18 protein-coding genes and 1 pseudogene are annotated in these 20,264 nt (G+C 57.7%); 7 read left to right on the forward strand and 12 right to left on the reverse strand.

The window, feature by feature from the left end; genetic code table 11:
- Positions 1-50: 50 nt before the first annotated feature.
- From AC244Q_RS16930 to AC244Q_RS16950, 5 genes are all read right to left on the reverse strand, one after another.
- Positions 51-755: a hypothetical protein gene (locus tag AC244Q_RS16930; protein WP_012758618.1), complete on the reverse strand. Its 705-nt coding sequence runs from the start codon at positions 753-755 to the stop codon at positions 51-53.
- The gene (locus AC244Q_RS16935; protein WP_003561870.1) at positions 755-3,031 is read right to left on the reverse strand and encodes a polysaccharide biosynthesis tyrosine autokinase; all 2,277 of its coding nucleotides are present in this window, start codon (positions 3,029-3,031) and stop codon (positions 755-757) included. Before AC244Q_RS16935 ends, AC244Q_RS16930 begins: the two co-directional genes overlap by 1 nt.
- A gap of 51 nt (positions 3,032-3,082) precedes the next feature.
- Positions 3,083-3,787 carry a sugar transporter gene (locus AC244Q_RS16940; RefSeq protein WP_206641087.1) on the reverse strand — a complete coding sequence of 235 codons (705 nt, stop codon included), beginning with the start codon at positions 3,785-3,787 and terminating at the stop codon, positions 3,083-3,085.
- Between the two features lie 78 nt (positions 3,788-3,865).
- Positions 3,866-5,077 carry a polysaccharide biosynthesis/export family protein gene (locus tag AC244Q_RS16945; RefSeq protein WP_050563528.1) on the reverse strand — a complete coding sequence of 404 codons (1,212 nt, stop codon included), beginning with the start codon at positions 5,075-5,077 and terminating at the stop codon, positions 3,866-3,868.
- A 289-nt stretch (positions 5,078-5,366) separates the two neighbouring features.
- Positions 5,367-6,791, reverse strand: a complete 1,425-nt coding sequence (locus AC244Q_RS16950) for an O-antigen ligase family protein (protein WP_017994926.1) — start codon at positions 6,789-6,791, stop codon at positions 5,367-5,369.
- A gap of 308 nt (positions 6,792-7,099) precedes the next feature.
- Between AC244Q_RS16950 and AC244Q_RS16955 the strand changes: the two genes are divergently transcribed.
- Complete coding sequence (locus tag AC244Q_RS16955; RefSeq protein ID WP_026157453.1) at positions 7,100-7,699, forward strand: transglutaminase-like cysteine peptidase; 600 nt, start codon at positions 7,100-7,102, stop codon at positions 7,697-7,699.
- 268 nt (positions 7,700-7,967) lie between these two features.
- Complete coding sequence (locus AC244Q_RS16960; RefSeq protein WP_113546080.1) at positions 7,968-9,296, forward strand: UDP-glucose dehydrogenase family protein; 1,329 nt, start codon at positions 7,968-7,970, stop codon at positions 9,294-9,296.
- A gap of 114 nt (positions 9,297-9,410) precedes the next feature.
- On the opposite strand, the gene AC244Q_RS16965 is transcribed toward AC244Q_RS16960, so the two are convergent.
- Positions 9,411-10,202, reverse strand: coding sequence for a metallophosphoesterase (locus AC244Q_RS16965; protein ID WP_113546081.1), 792 nt, complete (start codon positions 10,200-10,202; stop codon positions 9,411-9,413).
- Positions 10,203-10,517, reverse strand: a pseudogene (locus AC244Q_RS16970) (TolC family protein); the annotation flags it as partial.
- A 348-nt stretch (positions 10,518-10,865) separates the two neighbouring features.
- On the opposite strand from AC244Q_RS16970, the gene AC244Q_RS16975 reads away from it, so the two are divergent.
- Positions 10,866-11,108 carry a KTSC domain-containing protein gene (locus tag AC244Q_RS16975; protein ID WP_012758625.1) on the forward strand — a complete coding sequence of 81 codons (243 nt, stop codon included), beginning with the start codon at positions 10,866-10,868 and terminating at the stop codon, positions 11,106-11,108.
- Between the two features lie 101 nt (positions 11,109-11,209).
- Here AC244Q_RS16975 and AC244Q_RS16980 read toward each other — a convergent pair whose 3' ends face one another.
- The 3 genes from AC244Q_RS16980 to ung form a co-directional block, all read right to left on the reverse strand.
- The gene (locus AC244Q_RS16980) at positions 11,210-11,815 is read right to left on the reverse strand and encodes an alpha/beta hydrolase (protein WP_113546082.1); all 606 of its coding nucleotides are present in this window, start codon (positions 11,813-11,815) and stop codon (positions 11,210-11,212) included.
- An 11-nt stretch (positions 11,816-11,826) separates the two neighbouring features.
- Complete coding sequence (locus tag AC244Q_RS16985) at positions 11,827-12,759, reverse strand: VOC family protein (protein WP_128406833.1); 933 nt, start codon at positions 12,757-12,759, stop codon at positions 11,827-11,829.
- Between the two features lie 189 nt (positions 12,760-12,948).
- Positions 12,949-13,650 (reverse strand): uracil-DNA glycosylase, encoded by a 702-nt coding sequence (gene ung, locus AC244Q_RS16990; RefSeq protein WP_128406834.1) that lies wholly within the window; start codon positions 13,648-13,650, stop codon positions 12,949-12,951.
- Positions 13,651-13,886: 236 nt separating this feature from the next.
- On the opposite strand from ung, the gene AC244Q_RS16995 reads away from it, so the two are divergent.
- The 3 genes from AC244Q_RS16995 to AC244Q_RS17005 all read left to right on the forward strand — a co-directional run bounded on the left by AC244Q_RS16995 (position 13,887) and on the right by AC244Q_RS17005 (position 17,202).
- Positions 13,887-15,311 (forward strand): phosphomannomutase, encoded by a 1,425-nt coding sequence (locus AC244Q_RS16995; protein ID WP_128406835.1) that lies wholly within the window; start codon positions 13,887-13,889, stop codon positions 15,309-15,311.
- Positions 15,312-15,350: 39 nt separating this feature from the next.
- Positions 15,351-16,778 (forward strand): mannose-1-phosphate guanylyltransferase/mannose-6-phosphate isomerase, encoded by a 1,428-nt coding sequence (locus AC244Q_RS17000; RefSeq protein WP_012758630.1) that lies wholly within the window; start codon positions 15,351-15,353, stop codon positions 16,776-16,778.
- 118 nt (positions 16,779-16,896) lie between these two features.
- Positions 16,897-17,202 (forward strand): hypothetical protein, encoded by a 306-nt coding sequence (locus tag AC244Q_RS17005; RefSeq protein ID WP_026157454.1) that lies wholly within the window; start codon positions 16,897-16,899, stop codon positions 17,200-17,202.
- Positions 17,203-17,239: 37 nt separating this feature from the next.
- On the opposite strand, the gene AC244Q_RS17010 is transcribed toward AC244Q_RS17005, so the two are convergent.
- Complete coding sequence (locus tag AC244Q_RS17010) at positions 17,240-18,196, reverse strand: endonuclease/exonuclease/phosphatase family protein (RefSeq protein ID WP_128406836.1); 957 nt, start codon at positions 18,194-18,196, stop codon at positions 17,240-17,242.
- 281 nt (positions 18,197-18,477) lie between these two features.
- Between AC244Q_RS17010 and AC244Q_RS17015 the strand changes: the two genes are divergently transcribed.
- The gene (locus AC244Q_RS17015; RefSeq protein ID WP_017994933.1) at positions 18,478-19,494 is read left to right on the forward strand and encodes an NAD-dependent epimerase/dehydratase family protein; all 1,017 of its coding nucleotides are present in this window, start codon (positions 18,478-18,480) and stop codon (positions 19,492-19,494) included.
- Positions 19,495-19,539: 45 nt separating this feature from the next.
- Here the strand turns inward: AC244Q_RS17015 and AC244Q_RS17020 are convergent, their stop codons facing one another.
- Positions 19,540-19,854, reverse strand: a complete 315-nt coding sequence (locus tag AC244Q_RS17020; protein WP_012758634.1) for a hypothetical protein — start codon at positions 19,852-19,854, stop codon at positions 19,540-19,542.
- Positions 19,855-20,264 lie beyond the last annotated feature (410 nt).

The raw sequence follows: 20,264 nt of genomic DNA on the forward strand, positions 1-20,264 counted from the left end.
GCCTGTTGGCAACGAACTCGGAACAGTCTTTAAAAACCTGTCTCGATGATTTACTTGCTGCAGCGCTGTCGGAACCGCGCCGTCGCGGCCTCTCCAACGCTCGTCCAGCTTCGATCGAAGATCGGGCGAAGCTGTGGGCTGATCTCTCTTATCGTGGCATTGACCCTGCAACGATCGCCCCGTTTCAGCATGGTCATGAGATCGCTATCGAGCGCGCGCGCTGCCGCGGCGAGTGTTGCATTGGTGAAATCGTTCCAGAAATAAAATCGCGTCAGGATCATCACCTGGTCGTACGGCGCAAGCGCAACCGAACGCTTCATCATTCCCGCGATCGAGGCCGGCTCTTCCGCAATTGTCGACTGCACCGCCGCCAGACGAAGCCAAAAATTGCTGTTCGTCGGCATACACGAAAGCGCATGCCGCAGATATTGGCGCGCACTCGAGGCCGCAGCGGCCCAGCCGTCGTAATTGACATTGACATTCTGCCGATCGAGTTGCGCCAGAACGAGGGTTACGCCAGCAGCCACGATGTCGGATCGGCAATAGTGTCCGTCAACGACGTCGACACTGCGCGACGCATATTTGGTCACGACATCATCCGCAACGGTCTCGCCACGCTCGATCCTTTCGGCGACGATCGAGATGCTGGCCGTTCTTATCGAAGCGTAGAGCTCTCGACCGGCCAGCACCACCAAGACGACGCTGACGATAACGAAGGCGATCCTGGTAATCGAAACGGACTGACTGCGGAACATCAGCTTTCGGTATAGTATCGCGAATAACGCTTATAATAGTATTCGCTCGAACCGAATGTCCGGTAGAGTTTCATCTGCGACGGGTCGACCTTGGTCAAGATAGTACCGACGCACTTCGCATAGAGTTCCGGCTCGGACAGCAGGGTCGACTGCACGACCTTGCGCGATGTCTTTCCCCACTCGATAACGAAAACCACCGCATCGAGTTTCGAATTGATAGCGCGCGCATCCACGACCGGCGCCAAGGGCGGTAGGTCGACGATAATATAGTCGAAGCTTTGACGCGCCGTTTCAAGAAGCTGATCCATGCCGCGTGAGGCAAGCAGTTCCGACGAATGCGGAACACGATACCTTGCCACCGTCGGCAAAAATGCCAGCTTTGTCTTGGGATCGAGAAGGATCAGGTCCTTGAGCGGACGGCTGTCGACGATCGCCTCGAGCAAGCCGGCCTCGGCATGGCGGCCGATCGCCCGGGTGGCACCGGGATTGCGCATATCGCCATCGATAAGCAGGCAACGCGCACCCTGCATTGCCAGGAGCTTGGCGAAATTGATGGATGTCGTCGACTTCCCCTCGCCAGGCAAGCTCGACACGACGCCGATGACCTTGCAGCGCTGATCGGCAGCACTGAGGTCGATCGCAATCTTGGCGCTTCGAAGCGTCTCGGCAAATGCCGAGAGTGGATGCTCCTCGACATAGGTCGTCGTCTTTCCGCCCCTGGCGATGCTTCGCGGATTGCTGGGATCAACGAGCGTCGGATCGTCGACGTTATTTTCAATCAGCGGCATGACCCCGAGAGACTCGACATCAAGCACGTCCCGGACATCATCGCCGGTGCGGAAGAACCGATCTCGGAATTCGCGGAAGGCCGCTATACCACTGCCAAATGCACATCCTACGAACATCGCGAAAGCAACAACGAGAGCTCTCTTCGGAGCGCTCGGCTTCGTCGGCGTCTCCGCCGTCGTGATGATGCGCGCAGCGGTAATCGGAAAGCTCTGCTGCTGAATTGCTTCCTGGTAGCGCGTCAAGAAGCTCTGATAGAGATTCTTGTAGGTATCGCGCGTGCGCTCGAGCTCGCGAAGCTGTACCTGCGTTTCGCCAGCCGTTGCGGCTACGCCCGTCGCCTGTGTAACACTGTCGCGCAAAGAGTTTTCCCGCGATTTCGCGACCTGCAGCTCGCTTTGGTAGCTCTCGGCGATGCGGTTCAACTCATCGAACATGAGCCTTTTATATTCTTCCATTTCCGCACGAAGCCGAACCGCCTGGACGTGATCGGGACCGAGCCGCGCCTCAATTTCGGTCTCGAGCTTGGAAGCCTCCAGATATTTCTTGCGCAGGTCGTTGGAAATGGAGCTGTCGAGCACATCCGTGACGATCGCATCGGTCTGCTTGGCGTCGATGATCGACTTGACGCGCGCATACCGTGCCTCGGCCTTTGCCGTCTCGGCCTGCGCATTGATCAATTGCGTATTGATCTCGGAAAGCTGCTGCTCGCTGATCAGCGTACCGGATCCGGCCTCGACAAGCCCATGCTCGCCGCGGAATTTCTGAACCGCAAGGTCGGTGTCCAGCGCCTGCTGCCGGAGTTCTTCGATGCGCTCCTGCAGCCATTGGCCGGCCCGGCGCGTCGCCTCGTATTTCGAATTGAGCTTGTCGACCAGATAGACGTCGGCGATCCCAGCCGCGATATCACGCGCTAGGTCCGGCGACTGCGCTGTATAACTGACATCGAGGACGTAGGAGCGGCCGACGCGTTCGACATCGATATTGCCTGCGACAGTCTCGGCAGCGCCTCGCCGCCTCATTTCCGGATCAGGTGCGACGGCTGCGTCATCGGCAAACCACGACCGAAAATTCATAAAGGATTTCAACGTTGAAACAGAAAAAAGCGAGCTTTTCGGTCCCATGAACTCCGGATTGTCGACGAGTTTCAGCTTGTCGACAACAGCATAGGCGATGGTGTCGGACTTCAACAGCTCGACCTGACTGAGGACAGTACCTTCGTCATCGTCCATCTGGCCGAACGCCGCCAGCTGGTTGATCACCTGACTATCGCTGCGGTCGATCAGCACGCTGGTGTCGGCGGTGTAGACAGGCACCGAAGTCAAGACATACACAATGCCGAGAATGGCAAAGGCGAAACCGCACGCCGCAACCATCCGCCACTGTCGGCGGGCGATTGCGATGAGCTTGTCGAAATCGATGAAATCAGCATCATTTCCGGTATCGCGGGAGGGGTCGATACGCGGCGTAAGTTTATCTGGCGATAGCAATTTCGATCTCCAACAAAGGCGTCAAGCGCTAAGATCTAAGGGCAATTCCAGCTATTGTATGACCGGGACACTCTGGCTCGTCGACTCCGTCGGGTCGGTAGACGACTGGCCTCCCGCTCCGGTGCTGACGATCGTCGTCGTTGAAGTCGACGATGAATCATCCGAGCCGGCATTCGAAACCTTCAGCGTACCCGCAGTCGTCGCAGCGCCGTCGAACGGCGTACCATCGTCCGCTCCAGGCCCGGTTTGTCCAACTTGCCCGTCATTGCCGATGCCGGATGCGGCGGCGGCACTTGCACCCGGGCCGAGCGCCGCGGTCCCGCCTTCGGCAAGGACCTTTGCAAAGGCTGCAAGCAGCGGCGCCAGGTTCGGATCAGCGCTCGCCGCGTCGGCAACAGCCTTTTCGATCGCTAGCTTGAATTGCGGATCCGTCACCTGGCAGCTGTTTGCAGCCCGCCCGAGACCGGAGCCGATCGCCGCCATCTGTGCGGCGTTAGCCTTCTTGGCCTGCTCGATCACCGGCGACAGCGCATCATTACTGCTTCCGACCAGCGCGCGAACACGCGAGGACAGAACCAACGGATCGGACATGTCGAGCAGGACGGCGGGGCTAGCCGTAAACCCGCTTATATCGACGGATGTCAGATTTGCCGGTCCTAGGCAGGCTGCCGCAAAGGCGCTTGAATTCATGCCGACATACATCGCGACGGCAATTCCGCTATATGCAAGCTTACGATAAACAGCCGATCTTGCCATAACCACAATTTCCTTCATCAAATCCGCTATAAGCCTCCGGCATCGATCATTCAGACCGATGCCGGCGACCTATTTCAATCAATTTCCAAGATCCTGTACCGCGTTACGGGTATCATTCGCATCGTCGGTCACTCCGGAAACAGTGGATGATACCGAGTTCACGATGTCAAGGAACTTGACCAGTTCAACAGAGTCCGAATTGGAAATATAGATAATATCCTTGTCTTCCATCTTGAACTGCTGAACAGCAAACAAGGTTGCCGGATCGCGCATGTTCGCACGGATGATCACCGGAACCATTTCACTCGCAAATCTCGTCGTGTCCACGTGCATCGCTTGAACCGTTTTCTTCGGGACAAGACGATAGAGCAAGACCTGAGCCGGATCGGCGCGGTCGTCGCGCAGGCCGCCCGCCTTGGCGATTGCCTCTCCAAGGGTCAGGTTAGACTCTTCGAAATCGAAGCGGCCACTGGTGCCTGCGGCGCCGAGCATAAGAAAGGTACGGCGCTCATGATCGATCGAGATCGTATCATCCGGTGCGACATAGATATTTTCGGCCGGGTTCTTCAACAGCGTGGTGTAGGCAACGGTTGCCGTCTTGCCGCGGCGCTGCAGCGTCACATTCGTTTCGATATTGTTGGTCGTCAAACCGCCCGCGGCGGAAATGACATCGAGAACACGCTCACCCGCCGGGCTGATCTCAACGCGCTGCGGATTGTTGACATCGCCGAGGATGGCAACCTGACTGGAGCGGCTTGTCGTTGTCGTAATAACTACCTGCGGTTCGATCGCGCGGCTCGCCAGGCGATCCTCGACGTCCTGCTCTACGGTCTCCTTCAGGCGACCGGCAGCCGGAACCCGACCCGCATAGGGAATTGTGATCGTTCCGTTTCTATCGATGGTCTGCTCTGGCAGCGAGATGTAATTGCCGGGTCGGCTACCTGCATCGGACGGAATGAAGAGACCGCCGGACTGAGCTTCGAAGATGGCAACCGAAACGACATCGCCGTAACCGAGCGGAATTTCGGGCGCCCCGCCTCGGCCACCACCAAACCCTTTGAACGAGGTCGGCTGGGGAGCGGTAAAATACGACAGAACGTTCTTGCTGAGATCAACCAGGGCGTAGTCGATACCGACACGACGTTCCTTCGTCGTCACTTTCACCGCTGCATCTCGATCAACGTCTTTGTGATCGGGACCGGATCTTGGTAACGACGTGCAGCTTGCCAATATAGTCGTCAGCGCTACAACAATGGCGACGCGTGTACTACCGATACGAGAACAACCCATAGAATACCCTGTGTTGACGCCCTTGAAGCTACTGCCCCGCGATCTGACAAAATACAAGACAATCCCCGATCAATAACACTGAAAGCCGATTAACAATCCCCTAACTGTGGCAGGCTGGCAACGCCGAGCCCCTTAGGAAGCGAAAAACGACTTCGGCCCGACTTTTCTTGCGTCGCAACAATCCGAAGGCTGCACCCGCTATAAAATTTCTTGGGTTTCAGAGTCAACCGTTCGCACCTGCACAATCGATCTTTTCCGAAAATCTTATTAAAATCCATCCATTTAAACTTTACGTGGTTAACGGCCGCTCATATGCCATGTCCGCCTCTCCGTTGCTACGCCCGAGACATATCGCGACAACCGCACTCAGGAAGGCGGAGTAAAACACAGCAAAACCCGGTATCTGCAGCGAAAAATCGACCGCCGCATGAAGGGCGACCAAAACGGTCGCCGCTAGGCCAAGAAGAACATAGTGCCTGAGACGCCGTCTTTGGGCGAGCCCGTGCCAGAACACTCTGGCAAGCACCGACAAGGCAAGGACTGTCGCAATCGGGAACAATATTCCGAGGCCCAGAAATCCTTCGAGATAGAAATTATGCGCACGGTCGAAGACTCCAAAAATACCGCAAGCCGGATCGCGGTAGGCGGAAAACACGGTCCGGAAGGTTCCGAGCCCCGTTCCCGTCAACCAATGATCCGAGATGGCACGCCATATGCCCGGCAGAATGCAAAACCGATCGTCATCCTCGAGTCGCCGCTCTTGCGCACGCAAAATCGCCTGGCCCGCAAACACGGTCAGCAACAGTACGACGAAAGCAATCGCCGAGAGGAGCTTCAGCAGCGAACGCCATCTTGGCGCCGGTCTCAGATGACGCCTCGAGCCGTTCCAATTAATGACAAGCCATGGAAAATAGACGAGAGCGGCAACAAAGGTCGCAAATATCCCGGCGCGCGAGCGGCTCAGCATCAGCGCGGTGAAGCATGCGCATAAGAACAGGATATAGATCCACGATCTCAAGAGGAGAGCGTTTCGGCCCGGCTCGCCGGGCGGATACTTCGAATAGGCTCGGGTAATATCCCTGACCAAGGTCAGCATCAGCAGCGTTCCAAGCCCGAGGAAGGTCGCAGCAGTATTACGGTTGACGAAGACCGCAGTCAGGCTGTCGAGGTAGGCGTGTTTTTCGACGACGATCAAAATTTTGGGAAACAGCAAAAACTGCATCAGGCCGAAAACAGCGATGATACCCGCCGTAAGCCCGAGCCCGGTGAGCACTTTCCTCGCGCGCTGATCGGTATCGCATAAGAGAAGCCCGGTCAGGAACGTGACGAAAGGCAGCGCGACCCAGAGGATCGACGCGAGCGTGTCGGCCGGTTCGACCGAGATCGCCGCGGACTGGGCACCTGCAAGGTCACGCGCAGCATTCCAGGCGGGATTCGCCAACCAATTGGCGGGCAGTTCGGTGGTTTGGATGAACGCCCAGCCCGCCAGGACGACGAGTAGAAACAAAGCGATACTGAAAACCCATCTGCTTTGTCTCGGCTCTCTAAACAGCAATCCCGAAATGATGGCGAGGGCAAACATCCCGATCGCGGCGAAGGCGAAGGGAAAGGGTGTAACGCTCCCGAACGGTATGAGCGTCAATATAACGAGGCCGATGAAGGCAAAAAGCAAAACCTCTCGCAAGACCCGCTTATTGATGAGGTTGGAGAACATGTGAATTCGTTTACCAGAGTAGGCAGCGACCAAAGCCATTGCAACCAAAGAGATTAATTTACTCGTACTAACATAAGTTGAACATCAAGCACTTGCGTGCTAAAGTGTAACAGAATTCCACATCGTTTAAAATTGTCGCGAAAGGTTTAAGCCAATCGAGACAAGGTCCGGCTATGCTCCTTCCAAGCAGCAGAAACGGGACAGATATTCTGCGCCCAATACTTGGCAAATCATCAGATCGCCATGCCATTGACCGAGAAAAAAGGCAAGCCTGATCTCAATCGGTTGTCCTGACAGGGATTTAAGAGATGAAGAAAACATTCGTTACACTTCTGGCACTGGCCCTTACAGCAGGCAATGCGTGCTCGGCATTTGCCGCCGGTCCCGCAGGTTTTGCCCGCGGTCTGACCGGTAATTCGGCGGTCAGTTATATCTCTGAAAAAGGCAAGATCATTCCGCCTTTCGCCCAGGTGCTGTTCTGCGCCCAGAACCCGACCGAATGCCGCGACAACAACGGTTTGGCGGTCGTTGCGATGACCGATAAGCAAATGCTGCAACTGAAGGACGTCAACACCGCCGTCAATCGCACGATGGTCGGCCGGAACGACTCCCGCAACGAACTGAATGGCGACGTCTGGAAGGTGAATGTACGCAGCGGCGACTGCGAAGATTTCGCGTTGACCAAGCGCAGCCGGCTAATCGCGATGGGCTGGTCGTCGCGCGCTTTGCGGATCGCGACGGCATATACGCCCTCCGGTGAAGGACATGCGGTCCTCGTCGTCAGAACCGACAGAGGCGATCTCGTCCTCGACAACCGGAAAAGTAGCATCAAGAACTGGCGCGATACCGATCTGCGCTGGGACAAGATTCAATCGGGAACAGACCCCTACGTCTGGTATCGGCTATAACAGCCGAGGCAGCGACATAGACTGATTGATCCAGTTTCCGGATTGAAGTCGAGCCTGCTCTGACGAGCCGCTCGACTTGTCATATCGCCCACACAAACCTATGTTTTGGCTATCGACGGGGCAGCGCGCGGTAAGCTGCGGTGCCCGGAGTTCGATTTCCGATATGGGTACCAGGCGATCTTCGGTATTGTCTTTTCGTCCAGATTAACTATGACGAACTCATGCTGCGACGCAGCATGACGTTCTACTCTAATGATTTGAGGGAAATATGCGCATCACGATGATTGGATCAGGCTATGTCGGCCTCGTTTCAGGCGTTTGCTTTGCGGATTTCGGCCACGACGTCATCTGCGTCGACAAGGATCTGAGTAAGATCGAAGCCCTTCGCGAAGGCCGTATTCCGATCTACGAGCCGGGTCTGGAACAATTGGTCGCCGAAAATACCAGCACCGGCCGACTGTCGTTTTCGACGGATGTCGGCGAAAGTGTCCGCAGCGCCGATGTCGTGTTCATCGCAGTCGGCACGCCGTCCCGGCGCGGCGACGGCCACGCAGACCTTTCCTATGTCTATGCCGCTGCACGCGAGATTGCCACCTATGTGGAAGGCTTCACGGTCATCGTCACCAAGTCGACGGTGCCGGTCGGCACGGGAGACGAGGTCGAGCGCATCATGCGCGAAACCAATCCTGCGGCGGATGTCGCCGTCGTTTCCAATCCGGAATTCCTGCGTGAAGGTGCGGCGATCGAAGACTTCAAGCGGCCCGACCGTATCGTCATCGGGCTGAACGACGACCGGGCGCGCGAAACCATGACCGAGGTCTACCGCCCGCTCTATCTCAACCAGGCCCCCTTGGTCTTCACCACCCGCCGCACCTCGGAACTGATCAAATATGCGGCCAATGCCTTCCTCGCAATGAAGATCACCTTCATCAACGAGATCGCCGATCTCTGCGAACGGGTCGACGCAAACGTCCAGGACGTTTCGCGCGGAATCGGTCTCGACGGCCGTATCGGCTCCAAGTTCCTGCATGCCGGCCCGGGTTACGGCGGTTCGTGCTTCCCCAAGGATACGCTTGCCCTTGCCAAGACGGCGCAGGATTACGACGCGCCGATGCGTCTCATCGAGACGACGATCTCGATCAATGACAACCGCAAGCGGGCAATGGGACGCAAAGTCATTTCGGCCGTCGGCGGAGACATTCGCGGCAAGAAGATCGCGATCCTCGGCCTGACCTTCAAGCCGAACACCGACGATATGCGCGACAGCCCGGCGATCGCAGTCATCCAGACCCTGCAGGACAACGGAGCCGAAGTGGTTGGCTACGATCCCGAGGGCATGGAAAACGCCCGTAAGGTGATCGAGAACATCGAATATGCGAGCGGCCCTTATGAAGCAGCCGCTGGTGCGGATGCGCTTGTCATCGTCACCGAATGGAACCAGTTCCGCGCGCTCGATTTCAATCGCTTGAAGCAGTCGATGCGCGCTCCGAACCTGGTCGATCTGCGCAATATCTACCGCAGCGACGAGGTCCGCAAACACGGCTTTACCTATACCGGCATCGGCACCAACCTTTATCAGGACGTGACCGGCGCCTGAGATAGCCTGCTGAATATCTGATCGTCCTGACGCCGCGGAGCATAAACCGCGGCGTTTGGTTTTGAGCATGATGCCGAAAGTGCAAGCGTTTCGGACGACACCATGCTCGCCGACTTAAAGAATTCCGACCCGCGTTCCCTTTATCGTCAGCACGGTCAGCCGGCCCGTCGCCGAAACCGCAGTGTCGATGCCGATGCGTTGCGGACCGAATGTCGGGATTCGCGCCGGGGTGTGCCCATGGATCACCAGGACAGGAAGCTGCGGCCCTTCATTCAGGAAGGGCTGACGGATCCACATGAGGTCACTGTCCTTCTGCTTCTTGAGGTCGATGCCCGGCTTGATGCCCGCATGAACAAAGACGACCCTTCCCATCTGCACCATGATCGGCAATGATTCAAGGAATTGGATATGCCGTTCGGGTATCATGTTGCGAATGACGCGGGCGATTGTTTCGCTTCCAGCCGCCGACTGCAGCAGATGCTCGATATCGATACCGTATGAGTGCAGCGTCTCCGTTCCGGCAAAGCCGAGCCATTCGAGAATGCTCGCCGGTTTGCGATAGAGCTTCACCAGCTCCGCGTCATGATTGCCGCACAGGACGAGACGTTGAAACCCCGGCGGCGGGGTCTTGCTCAGGAACTCCAGCACCGCGCTCGAATCGGGCCCGCGATCGACATAATCGCCGAGCATGACGATGAGTTTCGGTCCCGGAATGCGCGCGGCATCCTGCTCGATGCGGCGATGTGCCTCAACGAGTTCATTATAACAGCCGTGAACATCGCTCATCGCGTAGACCGCAGCGAATTCGCCTTCGGCAAACGTCAGCCGAGCGCGTTTTTTACGGTTGCCAGCCAGTATCTGTATCTGTTGTCGCCATGGCCCCAGATAGTTAAACATGGAACCCATTTATGAGACCCGACCGAATGGCGGGTTGTCGGAAATAATCCATCTCTTATCCATCGCTGCAACGGCATGAGGCTCAGTGTTCATAAGAATTTGGCCTGATCGCGGCCCACCGAAGTTGTAACCGGAACCAATTGCCACATTCAGAGTGACATAGTCCTTCGCCATTTGCTGCACCGCCTGCGCCAGGTTGGTCTGACTGGTCGCGGCCGAACGCTGCGCATCCAGCACATCAAGCAAGGATGATCGTCCATCCTTGTGGCTCCCGATTGAAAGCGCAAGAGTCTCCTGCGTGGTCTTCATCTGAGCGCGCAGCGCCTGCGACTCGGCAACACCGATATTGGTCGTTGCAGCGGCGAGGTCTTGCGGATGTAATCATTCATACTTGGGAGGGTGCTGCGGTTAATATTACGCTATAGTTTGCTATATGATGGTTAATCCGACGTTAAACCGGCGATTATTGCGTTTCTCCCGACGTTATCGGCTAATATTCCCCAAATGGAGGAGCCACGGGTATCGGATATCCACAGGCGAGACCTTCGGAAAAGCTGCAAAAATCAACCATAACGAGAGCCATCAGGAAAAAATAAACGTTAAAGAAGATGATGCTTGACGCCCCCGCGGCGCAGCATGATGATGGCGCGTTGCGAGTGTGAATGACATTTCTTGATCAGGAATCTCAGATCCAAAACTGCGGGGTGCAAAGTGGAAACTGCGGTTGATTCGAAACTTATCGAGGCGATCACCTACGACGAAGACAGCCGGCATCTACGGGTCTATCTGACCAACGGTCAGAGGCGAGAATATGAAGGCGTTCCCAAGGGCGTCGTCGTCGGGTTGACGATGGCGGAATCACCGGGAAATTTCTACATGAAGGCAATCAGGGGCAAATATCCTCCTCGCCCCTAATGTCCTATCGATCACGACGATAGGATCATTGTTCCAGCAAAGATGCGGGACCGGCATTCCCGGTCCCGCAATCATTTTCCCGCCGAGCGGCGGTGCACACGTCAATAACGGCCGAGAAAATCGCGAACCGCATCGATCTCGAGCGGCGCAATCTCGTGACCGCCGGGATGCCAGACCGTCCTGACCTCCGCCCCTCGGTTTTTCAGATGTTCGGACAGCGCCTCGGTCATGGAGACAGGCGCAATCGGGTCTCGCTGCCCGGCCGTCATCAGCACCTTTCTTCCCGCCAGCGGCGACTGGGCTTCGGGTTGAAACGGAATGAGCGGGTGCATCAGAACCGCGGCATCGAAGATACCCTTCTCGATCAGGACATTGGCAAGAATATTTGCGCCATTCGAAAAACCCAGGCCGAGAATATTGGAAGCCTGGTACTCGTCCGCGAATGCCTTGACGTAGGCGGCCATCTTCTCCGTCGCCCGGGAAAGGTCGGGCATGTCGTAGACCCCCTCCCCGGTGCGGCGAAAGAACCGCGCCGCGCCGTGTTCGGAAACATCGCCGCGCGGCGAGAGAATCGTCGCTTCGGGCAGCAGGTGCCGACCGAAGTCGAAAAACTGGTTCTCGTCGCCACCCGTGCCGTGCAGCACCAGCAGGATGGGTTTATCAGGTGCACCGGCATGCAGCCGGTGCACATATCCGGTTTCGGTCATATCGCCTCTCCTTACGCTTCGAGCGGCTGCAGGTGCTGCTCGAGCAGCGCGCGAAGATGGGCGTGCTGCTGCGGCAGTTTCAGGGCTTCGCCGAGATGAGCCGTATCCTCGTCGCGGTCGAAGCCAGGTTCATTGGTCGCGACCTCGAACAGCACGCCGCCCGGCGTGCGGAAATAGATCGCCCAGAAATAATCGCGGTCGATCACCGGCGTGACCTGATAGCCGGTGTCCATCAGTGCCTTGCGCACTTCGAGCTGCTTCTCGCGGTTTTCGACGGCGAAGGCGACATGGTGGACGGAGCCGGCGCCGGGAAGCGCGCGGGCAATGTTCGGCATGGTCTCGAGATCGATGAGATGCGCGCCATTGCCGGAGGGCATGATCAGCCGCCTGACGCCGTCCCTTTCCTCGGCGACCTCATAGCCCATGAACTTCAGGAGTTCGGCCGTTGCGCCCTCGTCCCTCAGCCGTATGGCGACGGAGTGGAAGCCACGAATGGCATGGTCCTCGCTGATGCCGCCATGTGTCCAGGACTGGCGGGTATCATCCTCGACCTCGACGAGGGCGAAGCCATCGCCATCGGGGCCGGAAAAATTCAGCCGCATTTCGCCGAAACTTTCCTCGGCCTTCAGGCCGCCGACACCAAGCGCGGCAAGGCGATCGCTCCAGAAGCCGAGCGAACCCTTGGGAACGGAAAACACCGTCGTGCCGACCTCTCCGGTGCCGGGACGGCCCTGCGCCATCTTCGGGAACGGGAAATAGGTCATGACCGTGCCGGGCGCACCGGTCTCGTCACCATAATAGAGGTGATAGACATCAGGCGCGTCGAAATTGACAGTCTTCTTGACGCGGCGCAGGCCGAGCGCATGGGTGAAAAACTGGTTGTTGGTGCGGGCGTCCTGCGCCATCGACGTGACGTGGTGCAGACCCTTGATCTGATCGAGCATGTCAAACCCCTTTCATGCCCGCCGTTGCGGGCTTTCGATGAGGCTAAGATGCGCGCTGAAGCGCCCGTATAACAGACCCGCAGAGCAAAACGCATTGTCTTCTTTTAGTGAACGAACATCGACTTGTGTTCACACTAAAGCATGTCGCGCAAAAGTGTGCATCAGCGAATCTGAAAGATTGCGTCCCGCTTAGGCCCCATGGGGATCGGCCGGCAATTGCCAGTCGATCGGCGCACGGCCGCCCGACTGCAGGAAGGCATTCGCCTTCGAAAAATGCCCACAGCCGAAAAACCCGTTATGGGCCGAAAGTGGCGAGGGATGCGGCGCTCTGAGCACGAGATGCCGCGTCGTGTCGACGAAGGCGGCCTTGCGTTGGGCATAGGAACCCCAGAGCATGAAGACGACGGATTCGCATTCATCGTTGACCTTGCGGATGACGGCGTCGGTGAAGCGTTCCCACCCCTTGCCCTGATGAGCAGCCGCCTGCCCTTCCTCGACGGTCAGCACGCTGTTCAGCAGGAGTACGCCCTGCTTTGCCCAATGTTCGAGAAAACCGTGACGTGCCGGCGATATGCCAAGATCCGTCTCCATCTCCTTGTAGATATTGACCAGGGAGGGCGGTATGCGCACGCCCGGCCGGACACTGAAACACAGCCCATGGGCCTGCCCAAGTCCATGATAGGGATCCTGGCCGAGGATGACGGCCTTGACGTTGGAGATCGGCGTCAGATCGAGGGCGCGGAAATATTCGCTGCCCTTGGGGAAAATCCGCTTGCCGACCTCTTTCTGCGTGACGAGGAAGGATTTGAGCTGTTGCATGTAGGGGCTCGAAAACTCCCCCTCCAGCGCGGCCTTCCAGCTCCCCTCGAGACTGATGGATGTATCGCTCATCTAGGAAAATCCTTCGCATATGACGAAACAACGGACACACGGTTCTAACAAAATCGATCTACGCTGCAATGCCTGCCGGCTCGGCAATGGTCTACACCCTCAGAATTCGGTGAGAGAAGATTGCGAGGCTGTCCGAGGCATCGTCGTCCGTATTTAACTATATGATGGCTTTGGTATTTACGCCGGCAGGCGGCCTGAGTAGAACTTTGATGGTGAAATCGGAGCCATGTCTTCCCATGAAATTCGGCACGAGCGGCCTTCGCGGACTTTCCGTCGACCTCAAGGGACGCGCCTCTGCCCTCTACGCCACCGCGTTCGGCAAATATCTGCTGCAGACCGGCAAGGCGCGGGCCGGCGACGTCATTCTGATCGGCCGCGATTTTCGCGATTCAAGCCCTGAAATCTCGGGAAATTGTGCCGGTGCGCTTGCCGCCCTCGGCTTCCGGATCTTCGACTGTGGCACCGTCCCCACACCCGCCCTTGCCCTCTATGGTCTCGAGAGCAAGGCCGCATGCCTGATGGTGACGGGCTCGCATATTCCGGCGGACCGCAACGGCATCAAGTTTTATCGCCCGGATGGTGAGATCGACAAATCGGACGAGGCTGCTATCACCGCATTGGCGGCCGAGATCGAGCGAACCGGTGAAACGGTGGCGCAGGCGCCAGCCGAGACGGAGGAGCATGAAGCGATCTGCCGGCAGCTCTTTTTCGAACGCAATGCAGCCCTGCTTCCGCAGGGCGCGCTGTCCGACATGAAGATCGGTGTCTACCAGCACAGCAGCGTCGCCCGCGACCTGCTGGTTGATGTTCTCGCCCATTACGGCGCCGAGATCACCGCTCTTGGACGTTCGGAGAGTTTCATTCCCGTCGACACCGAAGCCGTTTCAGACGAGACGATCACGCTGATGAAGCGCTGGGTGTCCGAGCACAAGTTCGATGCGATCGTCTCGACCGATGGCGACGGCGACCGTCCGCTGGTCGCAGACGAAACCGGCACGCCGTTGCGCGGTGACCTTCTCGGCCTTGTGGCAGCCAATTTCCTCGACGCCGGCACGGTGGTGACACCGGTTACCTCCAATTCCGGCATCGAGGCCGCGGGCTCTTTCGCCGTGCGGCGCACCCGCGTCGGCTCACCCTTCGTCATTTCAGGCATGGAAGAGGCCGTGGCGGCTGGCAAGGATCATGTCATGGGCTTTGAAGCCAATGGCGGGCTGCTGACCGCAACCGCCTTTGATATCAACGGCCGGAACGTGCGTGCCTTGCCGACACGCGATTGTTTTATCCCGATGCTCGCGATCCTGTCGCTCGCAGCCATCCGCAAGCAGCCGCTTTCGGCCGTTGCCGCCTCCTATCAGCTGCCCTTTGCCGCCGCCGACCGCCTGGAGAATTTTCCGCTGGAGACGAGTGCCGCACTGATGGAACATCTGCGTGCTTCGGACGAAAATCTCTCGGCTTTCCTGCAGCCGATCGGCGAGGTAGCGACGAAATCCGACATCGACGGACTTCGGGTGACGCTGAGAGATGGCGGCATCATTCATTTCCGCCCGTCCGGCAATGCCCCGGAAATGCGCTGCTACACGGAGGCCGGCAGCGAAGCTGCAGCCCTGGAGCTGCTGAATACAGGGCTCAATCGAATAACAGACTGGGCAGGCGCCCGGTAACATGCGACCAACAAGCCGTTTACTTCAAGGAACCCGCCTATGACGCAGAAAATCGTTCCCGTGATCATGGCCGGCGGCAAAGGCACGCGGCTCTGGCCGCTTTCCCGTGCCACCGCACCGAAACAATTCATCCAGTTCGTCGGCGACAAGACGTTGTTTCAGGAAACTCTTGAACGCGTTTCCGATCCCGAGCTCTATGAAGCCCCGATCGTCGTCACCAATGAGGAATTCCGCTTCCTGGTCGCCGAGCAGGCACGCGAGCTTGCCATCCCGCTCGCTGCCGTACTGCTCGAACCGGTCGCCCGCAACACAGCCGCAGCAGTGGCCGCCGCTGCAACGCTCGCTGGCGAGCTGTTCGGCAAGGGCACCATCATCCAGATGCTCGCCTCTGATCACGAAATTCTCGCCGACAAGAGCTATTTCGATTGCATCCGCATCGCCCGCGATGCCGCTGCCGACGGCAGCCTCGTCACTTTCGGCATCAACCCGACTGAGCCGGCGACAGGCTACGGCTATATCGAGATCGGCGATGCCCTCAAAAACGGTGCGCACAAGGTCAAGCGCTTTGTCGAAAAGCCGGCACTTGAGAAGGCCGAGCAGATGCTCGCCGACGGCGGCTTCTACTGGAACTCGGGCATCTTCATGTTCCCGGTGACGGAACTTATCGCCGAACTGCAGGAATATGCACCCGATGTGCTGAAGGCGGCCAGCAAGGCCGTTTCGAAGGCGAGCCGCGACCTTGATTTCACCCGTCTCGACGCCGACCATTTCGCCAAGAGCCCCGATATCTCCATCGATTATGCGATCATGGAAAAGACCTCCAAGGCAGCCGTCGTCCCCTCGCCGTTCAAATGGTCGGACATGGGCAGCTGGGATTCTGTCTGGAAATCAGGCGCCCGCGACGACAACGGCAATGTCGCCGCCGCAAACACCACCGTCGTCAATACCCGCAATTCGCTCGTCATGACCCGTGGTGTGCATCTTGCCGTCCAGGGCATGGAGGATGTCGCCGTTATCGCCAGCGAGGACGCCGTCTATGTCGGACCGCTCAAAGACAGCCAGAATGTCGGACAATTGGTCAAGATGCTGGCGTCTTCTTCCATTACCGCGAAATTCACCGAAACCCATCCGACATCCTATCGACCCTGGGGCGGCTATACCTCGATCTTCAACGGCGACCGCTTCCAGGTGAAGCGTATCTTCGTCACGCCGGGCAAGAAGCTCTCGCTGCAAAAACACCACCATCGTTCCGAACACTGGATCGTCGTCAAGGGAACGGCTGAGGTGACGGTCGGCGAGAACGTGCGGATGCTGCGCGAGAACGAAAGCGTCTACATCCCGCTCGGCGAAGTCCACCGCCTCGCCAACCCCGGCAAGATTCTTCTCGAGCTCATCGAGGTTCAGACGGGCTCCTATCTCGGCGAGGACGACATCATCCGTATCGTCGATGAGTTTGGAAGAACGTAAATCGCAGCCGGAGCGATGGTCGGGCCTTTTCCGGCGCGACCTTCCTCACTGTTGAATTTCCTCTTGGGGTTCTCGTAGAATGGATGTACCGACAGACATGACCGGAGATATCCCCCTGATGCGTACCTTGCCCGTCCTCGCCGGATTCCTTGCAATCATGGTGCCGGGAATGGCGTTTGCCGAAACGGCAAGCATGCGAACCGCAAACGAGTCGGAAATTCGCCAGCACCTGCCCGGTACGTCCGAACTGAAAGAAGCCAAGAACGGCTACGAATATCGCGACGGCAATAAGAATGGCTACAAGATAACCAATGGCCAGGTGTGCGTCCTGTTCCCCAGCAAGAAGACCGATTGCGTCAACGTGAAGACCGACGGCAAGAGGTTTCAGATGATCGACAAAAAAGGCGGCCGAACCAGATTCTGATTTGTGGCCCCGGCAAGATTTCCGTGCCCAGGCAACATCATTTTGCCGGTGAAGTTTCGCCGTCCTTGTCGAGAACGAAGTCGGCGACCAGGCCCGAATGGTTCGAGCCGAGATTATCATCGAGACGTTTCAGCGATGTCAGCTGAAGCGGCGCGCGCGCAAATATGTGGTCGATGGCGATCCCGAGCGCGCCGGCGCCGATCGGCCATGTTGCTGGTTCTGGCGTGATCGTTTTCAGCTTTTGCTCGCGCAGGAAAACCTGGATGCTCGGGGCGATCGCCGAAGAGTTGAAATCACCTGACAGCACCAGAGGGCCGTCGATCGAGCCAAGCGCTTTGCCGAGATCTTCCAATTCAGCCATCTGGAAATCGTCGAAATATGGTTTGGTCAGGTGCGCCGAAACCAGATTGATAGTTTCGCCGCCGAAGTCGACGCTTGCTATAACAAGCCTGTTTTTTCGAAGACTACCCATACTTGCGACCTGACGGCTGACGAACGGGCGTTTGGAGAGCACCAGCGTATCGCATGTATCCTTCCCGGCATCGCAACCGATATGGTAGGGGTAGGCCTTGAACAATTGCTGCAGGTGGAACGTCAGCGGCTTGGCTTCGAGCAGATTGACGACGTCGGCATTCGACGCGATCACCATATCGGTGATTTCAGTCGAGTTTTTCCAGTTGTCGATCGCGATGTTGAACGACATCAGACGAAAAAGCGGCGGCCTGTCGGTGCCTCTGTCGCCCTCCGAGAACTCGCGCAGCATGATGACGCCGTGAGCGACGAGAAGAAGCGAGGCAAGCAGAAGGATGAAGCCGTAAATCTGTCTCTTGATGGCCAGAATGACGAGGCTGGCGGCGACGAACACGACGCCGAGGTGAACCTGAAAGCTGTAGACGAAGGACAGAAGCCAGAAGTTCGTGACATAGCGTAACGACACGATGGCGATGGCAACGGTCAGAAAGGCGCAGAGAATCCAATAAACTATATCTCTCATCGATCCTGACCTGCTTGCAGACGACCGGCCGGCCATAACATGCCAGCAATCATGTTGCAACGCAGCATAACGGCAGAGAGTTGCGGCTGACCGGCAGACGATATCGATAGTCTCGTCCTCATCCGGCAAGGCAGCGGCGGACAGGCGGCCGGCAGTAGGGACAGTGCTGTGGCCTTCTCTTTCAAAGGCCTATCGACTCGGCCTCTTTTTATCTTGTAAGTGGGGTCACTTGATACGGAATCGGCTCTTTGCCGTCGGCAGGGAGCCGAGAAAAGGTGGGAATGCGCTACTTCATTACAGGGACTGCCGGCTTTATCGGTTTTCATCTGGCCAGGCGCCTGCTGCAGGAAGGGCATGACGTCACAGGCTTTGATGGACTCACTCCCTATTACAACGTCAAGCTCAAGGAGATGCGCCATGCCGCACTCTCCCAGTTTCCGGCCTTCAGACCCGTCATATCAATGCTTGAGGACCGGCCAGCGCTGGAAGCGGCGGTTCTGGCGGCCAAGCCCGATATCCTGATTCATCTCGCCGCGCAGGCCGGCGTGCGCTACAGCCTGGAAAATCCAGAGGCCTATCTTCGCTCGAATGTCGAAGGCTCGTGGAACATCATGGAAATTGCGCGGCGCGTCGAAATCCGCCATCTGATGCTGGCCTCGACATCATCGATCTATGGCGCCAATGCGACCGTCCCCTTTCACGAGACCGATCGCGCCGACGAGCCGCTGACCATCTATGCGGCGACGAAGAAATCGATGGAACTGATGGCGCACAGTTATGCCCATCTTCACAAGATTCCGACCACGGCTTTTCGCTTTTTCACCGTTTATGGCCCATGGGGCCGGCCCGACATGGCGCTGTTCAAATTCACCAAGAACATGCTTGAAGGCCAGCCGATCGAGATCTACGGCGAAGGCAACATGAGCCGTGACTTCACCTATATAGACGATCTCATCGAGGCGATCGTCAGGCTATCGGCGGTCGTCCCGTCCGAGGAAAATCGCCTCGAAAACACGGCTGTCGAAACGCTCTCGCGCCAGGCGCCCTTCCGTGTCGTCAATATTGGCGGAGGCCAGCCGGTCAGCCTGATGGATTTCGTCGAAACGGTGGAAAAGGCGCTCGGCCGTCCTGCCATTCGCAAGATGCTGGCAATGCAGAAGGGTGACGTGCCGCGCACCTTCGCAGCCCCGGATCTGCTGGTCGCGCTGACCGGATACAAGCCGGCTACGACCTTGGATGTCGGCGTCAAGGCCTTCGTCGACTGGTATCTCGACGTCCGCAGCGAACTCGACGCCTAGATCAGGATGATTCTAGGCCGGATCGACCTAGAATCTAGTCAGGTGTCAGCGCAGAAACGCAACCGCTTGTACGGCCTCGACCGCCGTCGAAAACACGTAGTCGACAACAACGGTCAGGCTCTGCGAATAGGTCTTGAGCCGGTAACCCTCGCCTTCGATCTCGGCCGGGCTGCGCAGGACGAACGGAACGCCGGGGCGCACGAAACCGGCGCGGGTCGTCAACGGAACCTCGGGCGAATGGCCGATGGCGGAGGTGTACATCAGGTCGCGGGCAAGGCTGGCTGGGCCGATGGCGAATGCCGGCTCGGCAGCGGCAGTGATGGTCAGGCTCAAGGCGATGGCGGCAAAAGTTCTGTGCATGTCGAAGTCCCCGTTTGCGGATCGGCGGGCGTTCGGTTTGCCCGGCTCCAAACGATCGACGCGTCTGTCCACGCTTCGGTCGCTTTCATGAGACCACTCTACACATCAGTATTTTCAGGGCTTTTAAGCGGATCGGTCAAATTTTACGAAATTTGATTTTCTGTCCGGAAGGGCTCGGAACGCATAAGGAAATAGATCCCGGCCGCGAGCCGGGAATGCAACATCGGCAATGACCTGGACGCTGTATCGCAGTCTACAAAATGCGATCCAGCTTCTTGTTTATATGAAGGTTCGGCATCACTCCCGCGCTTTGCGCGGCATGATAGGATTCGCGGGCCGCATCGAACGAGATCGACCACATGATGGCGCTGAGCAGTAGCGCGATGATATAAATCTGAATACGCATCGAA

The sequence above is a fragment of the Rhizobium sp. CB2179 genome, assembly GCF_057653455.1.

Bases quoted from the DNA above. Each gene is read 5' to 3' on its own strand.
- AC244Q_RS16930 (WP_012758618.1), bottom strand. From the start codon at position 755: ATGTTCCGCAGTCAGTCCGTTTCGATTACCAGGATCGCCTTCGTTATC.
- AC244Q_RS16940 (WP_206641087.1), bottom strand. From the start codon at position 3,787: ATGGCAAGATCGGCTGTTTATCGTAAGCTTGCATATAGCGGAATTGCC.
- AC244Q_RS16945 (WP_050563528.1), bottom strand. From the start codon at position 5,077: ATGGGTTGTTCTCGTATCGGTAGTACACGCGTCGCCATTGTTGTAGCG.
- AC244Q_RS16950 (WP_017994926.1), bottom strand. From the start codon at position 6,791: ATGTTCTCCAACCTCATCAATAAGCGGGTCTTGCGAGAGGTTTTGCTT.
- AC244Q_RS16955 (WP_026157453.1), top strand. From the start codon at position 7,100: ATGAAGAAAACATTCGTTACACTTCTGGCACTGGCCCTTACAGCAGGC.
- AC244Q_RS16960 (WP_113546080.1), top strand. From the start codon at position 7,968: ATGCGCATCACGATGATTGGATCAGGCTATGTCGGCCTCGTTTCAGGC.
- AC244Q_RS16965 (WP_113546081.1), bottom strand. From the start codon at position 10,202: ATGGGTTCCATGTTTAACTATCTGGGGCCATGGCGACAACAGATACAG.
- AC244Q_RS16980 (WP_113546082.1), bottom strand. From the start codon at position 11,815: ATGACCGAAACCGGATATGTGCACCGGCTGCATGCCGGTGCACCTGAT.
- AC244Q_RS16985 (WP_128406833.1), bottom strand. From the start codon at position 12,759: ATGCTCGATCAGATCAAGGGTCTGCACCACGTCACGTCGATGGCGCAG.
- ung (WP_128406834.1), bottom strand. From the start codon at position 13,650: ATGAGCGATACATCCATCAGTCTCGAGGGGAGCTGGAAGGCCGCGCTG.
- AC244Q_RS16995 (WP_128406835.1), top strand. From the start codon at position 13,887: ATGAAATTCGGCACGAGCGGCCTTCGCGGACTTTCCGTCGACCTCAAG.
- AC244Q_RS17000 (WP_012758630.1), top strand. From the start codon at position 15,351: ATGACGCAGAAAATCGTTCCCGTGATCATGGCCGGCGGCAAAGGCACG.
- AC244Q_RS17005 (WP_026157454.1), top strand. From the start codon at position 16,897: ATGCGTACCTTGCCCGTCCTCGCCGGATTCCTTGCAATCATGGTGCCG.
- AC244Q_RS17010 (WP_128406836.1), bottom strand. From the start codon at position 18,196: ATGAGAGATATAGTTTATTGGATTCTCTGCGCCTTTCTGACCGTTGCC.
- AC244Q_RS17015 (WP_017994933.1), top strand. From the start codon at position 18,478: ATGCGCTACTTCATTACAGGGACTGCCGGCTTTATCGGTTTTCATCTG.
- AC244Q_RS17020 (WP_012758634.1), bottom strand. From the start codon at position 19,854: ATGCACAGAACTTTTGCCGCCATCGCCTTGAGCCTGACCATCACTGCC.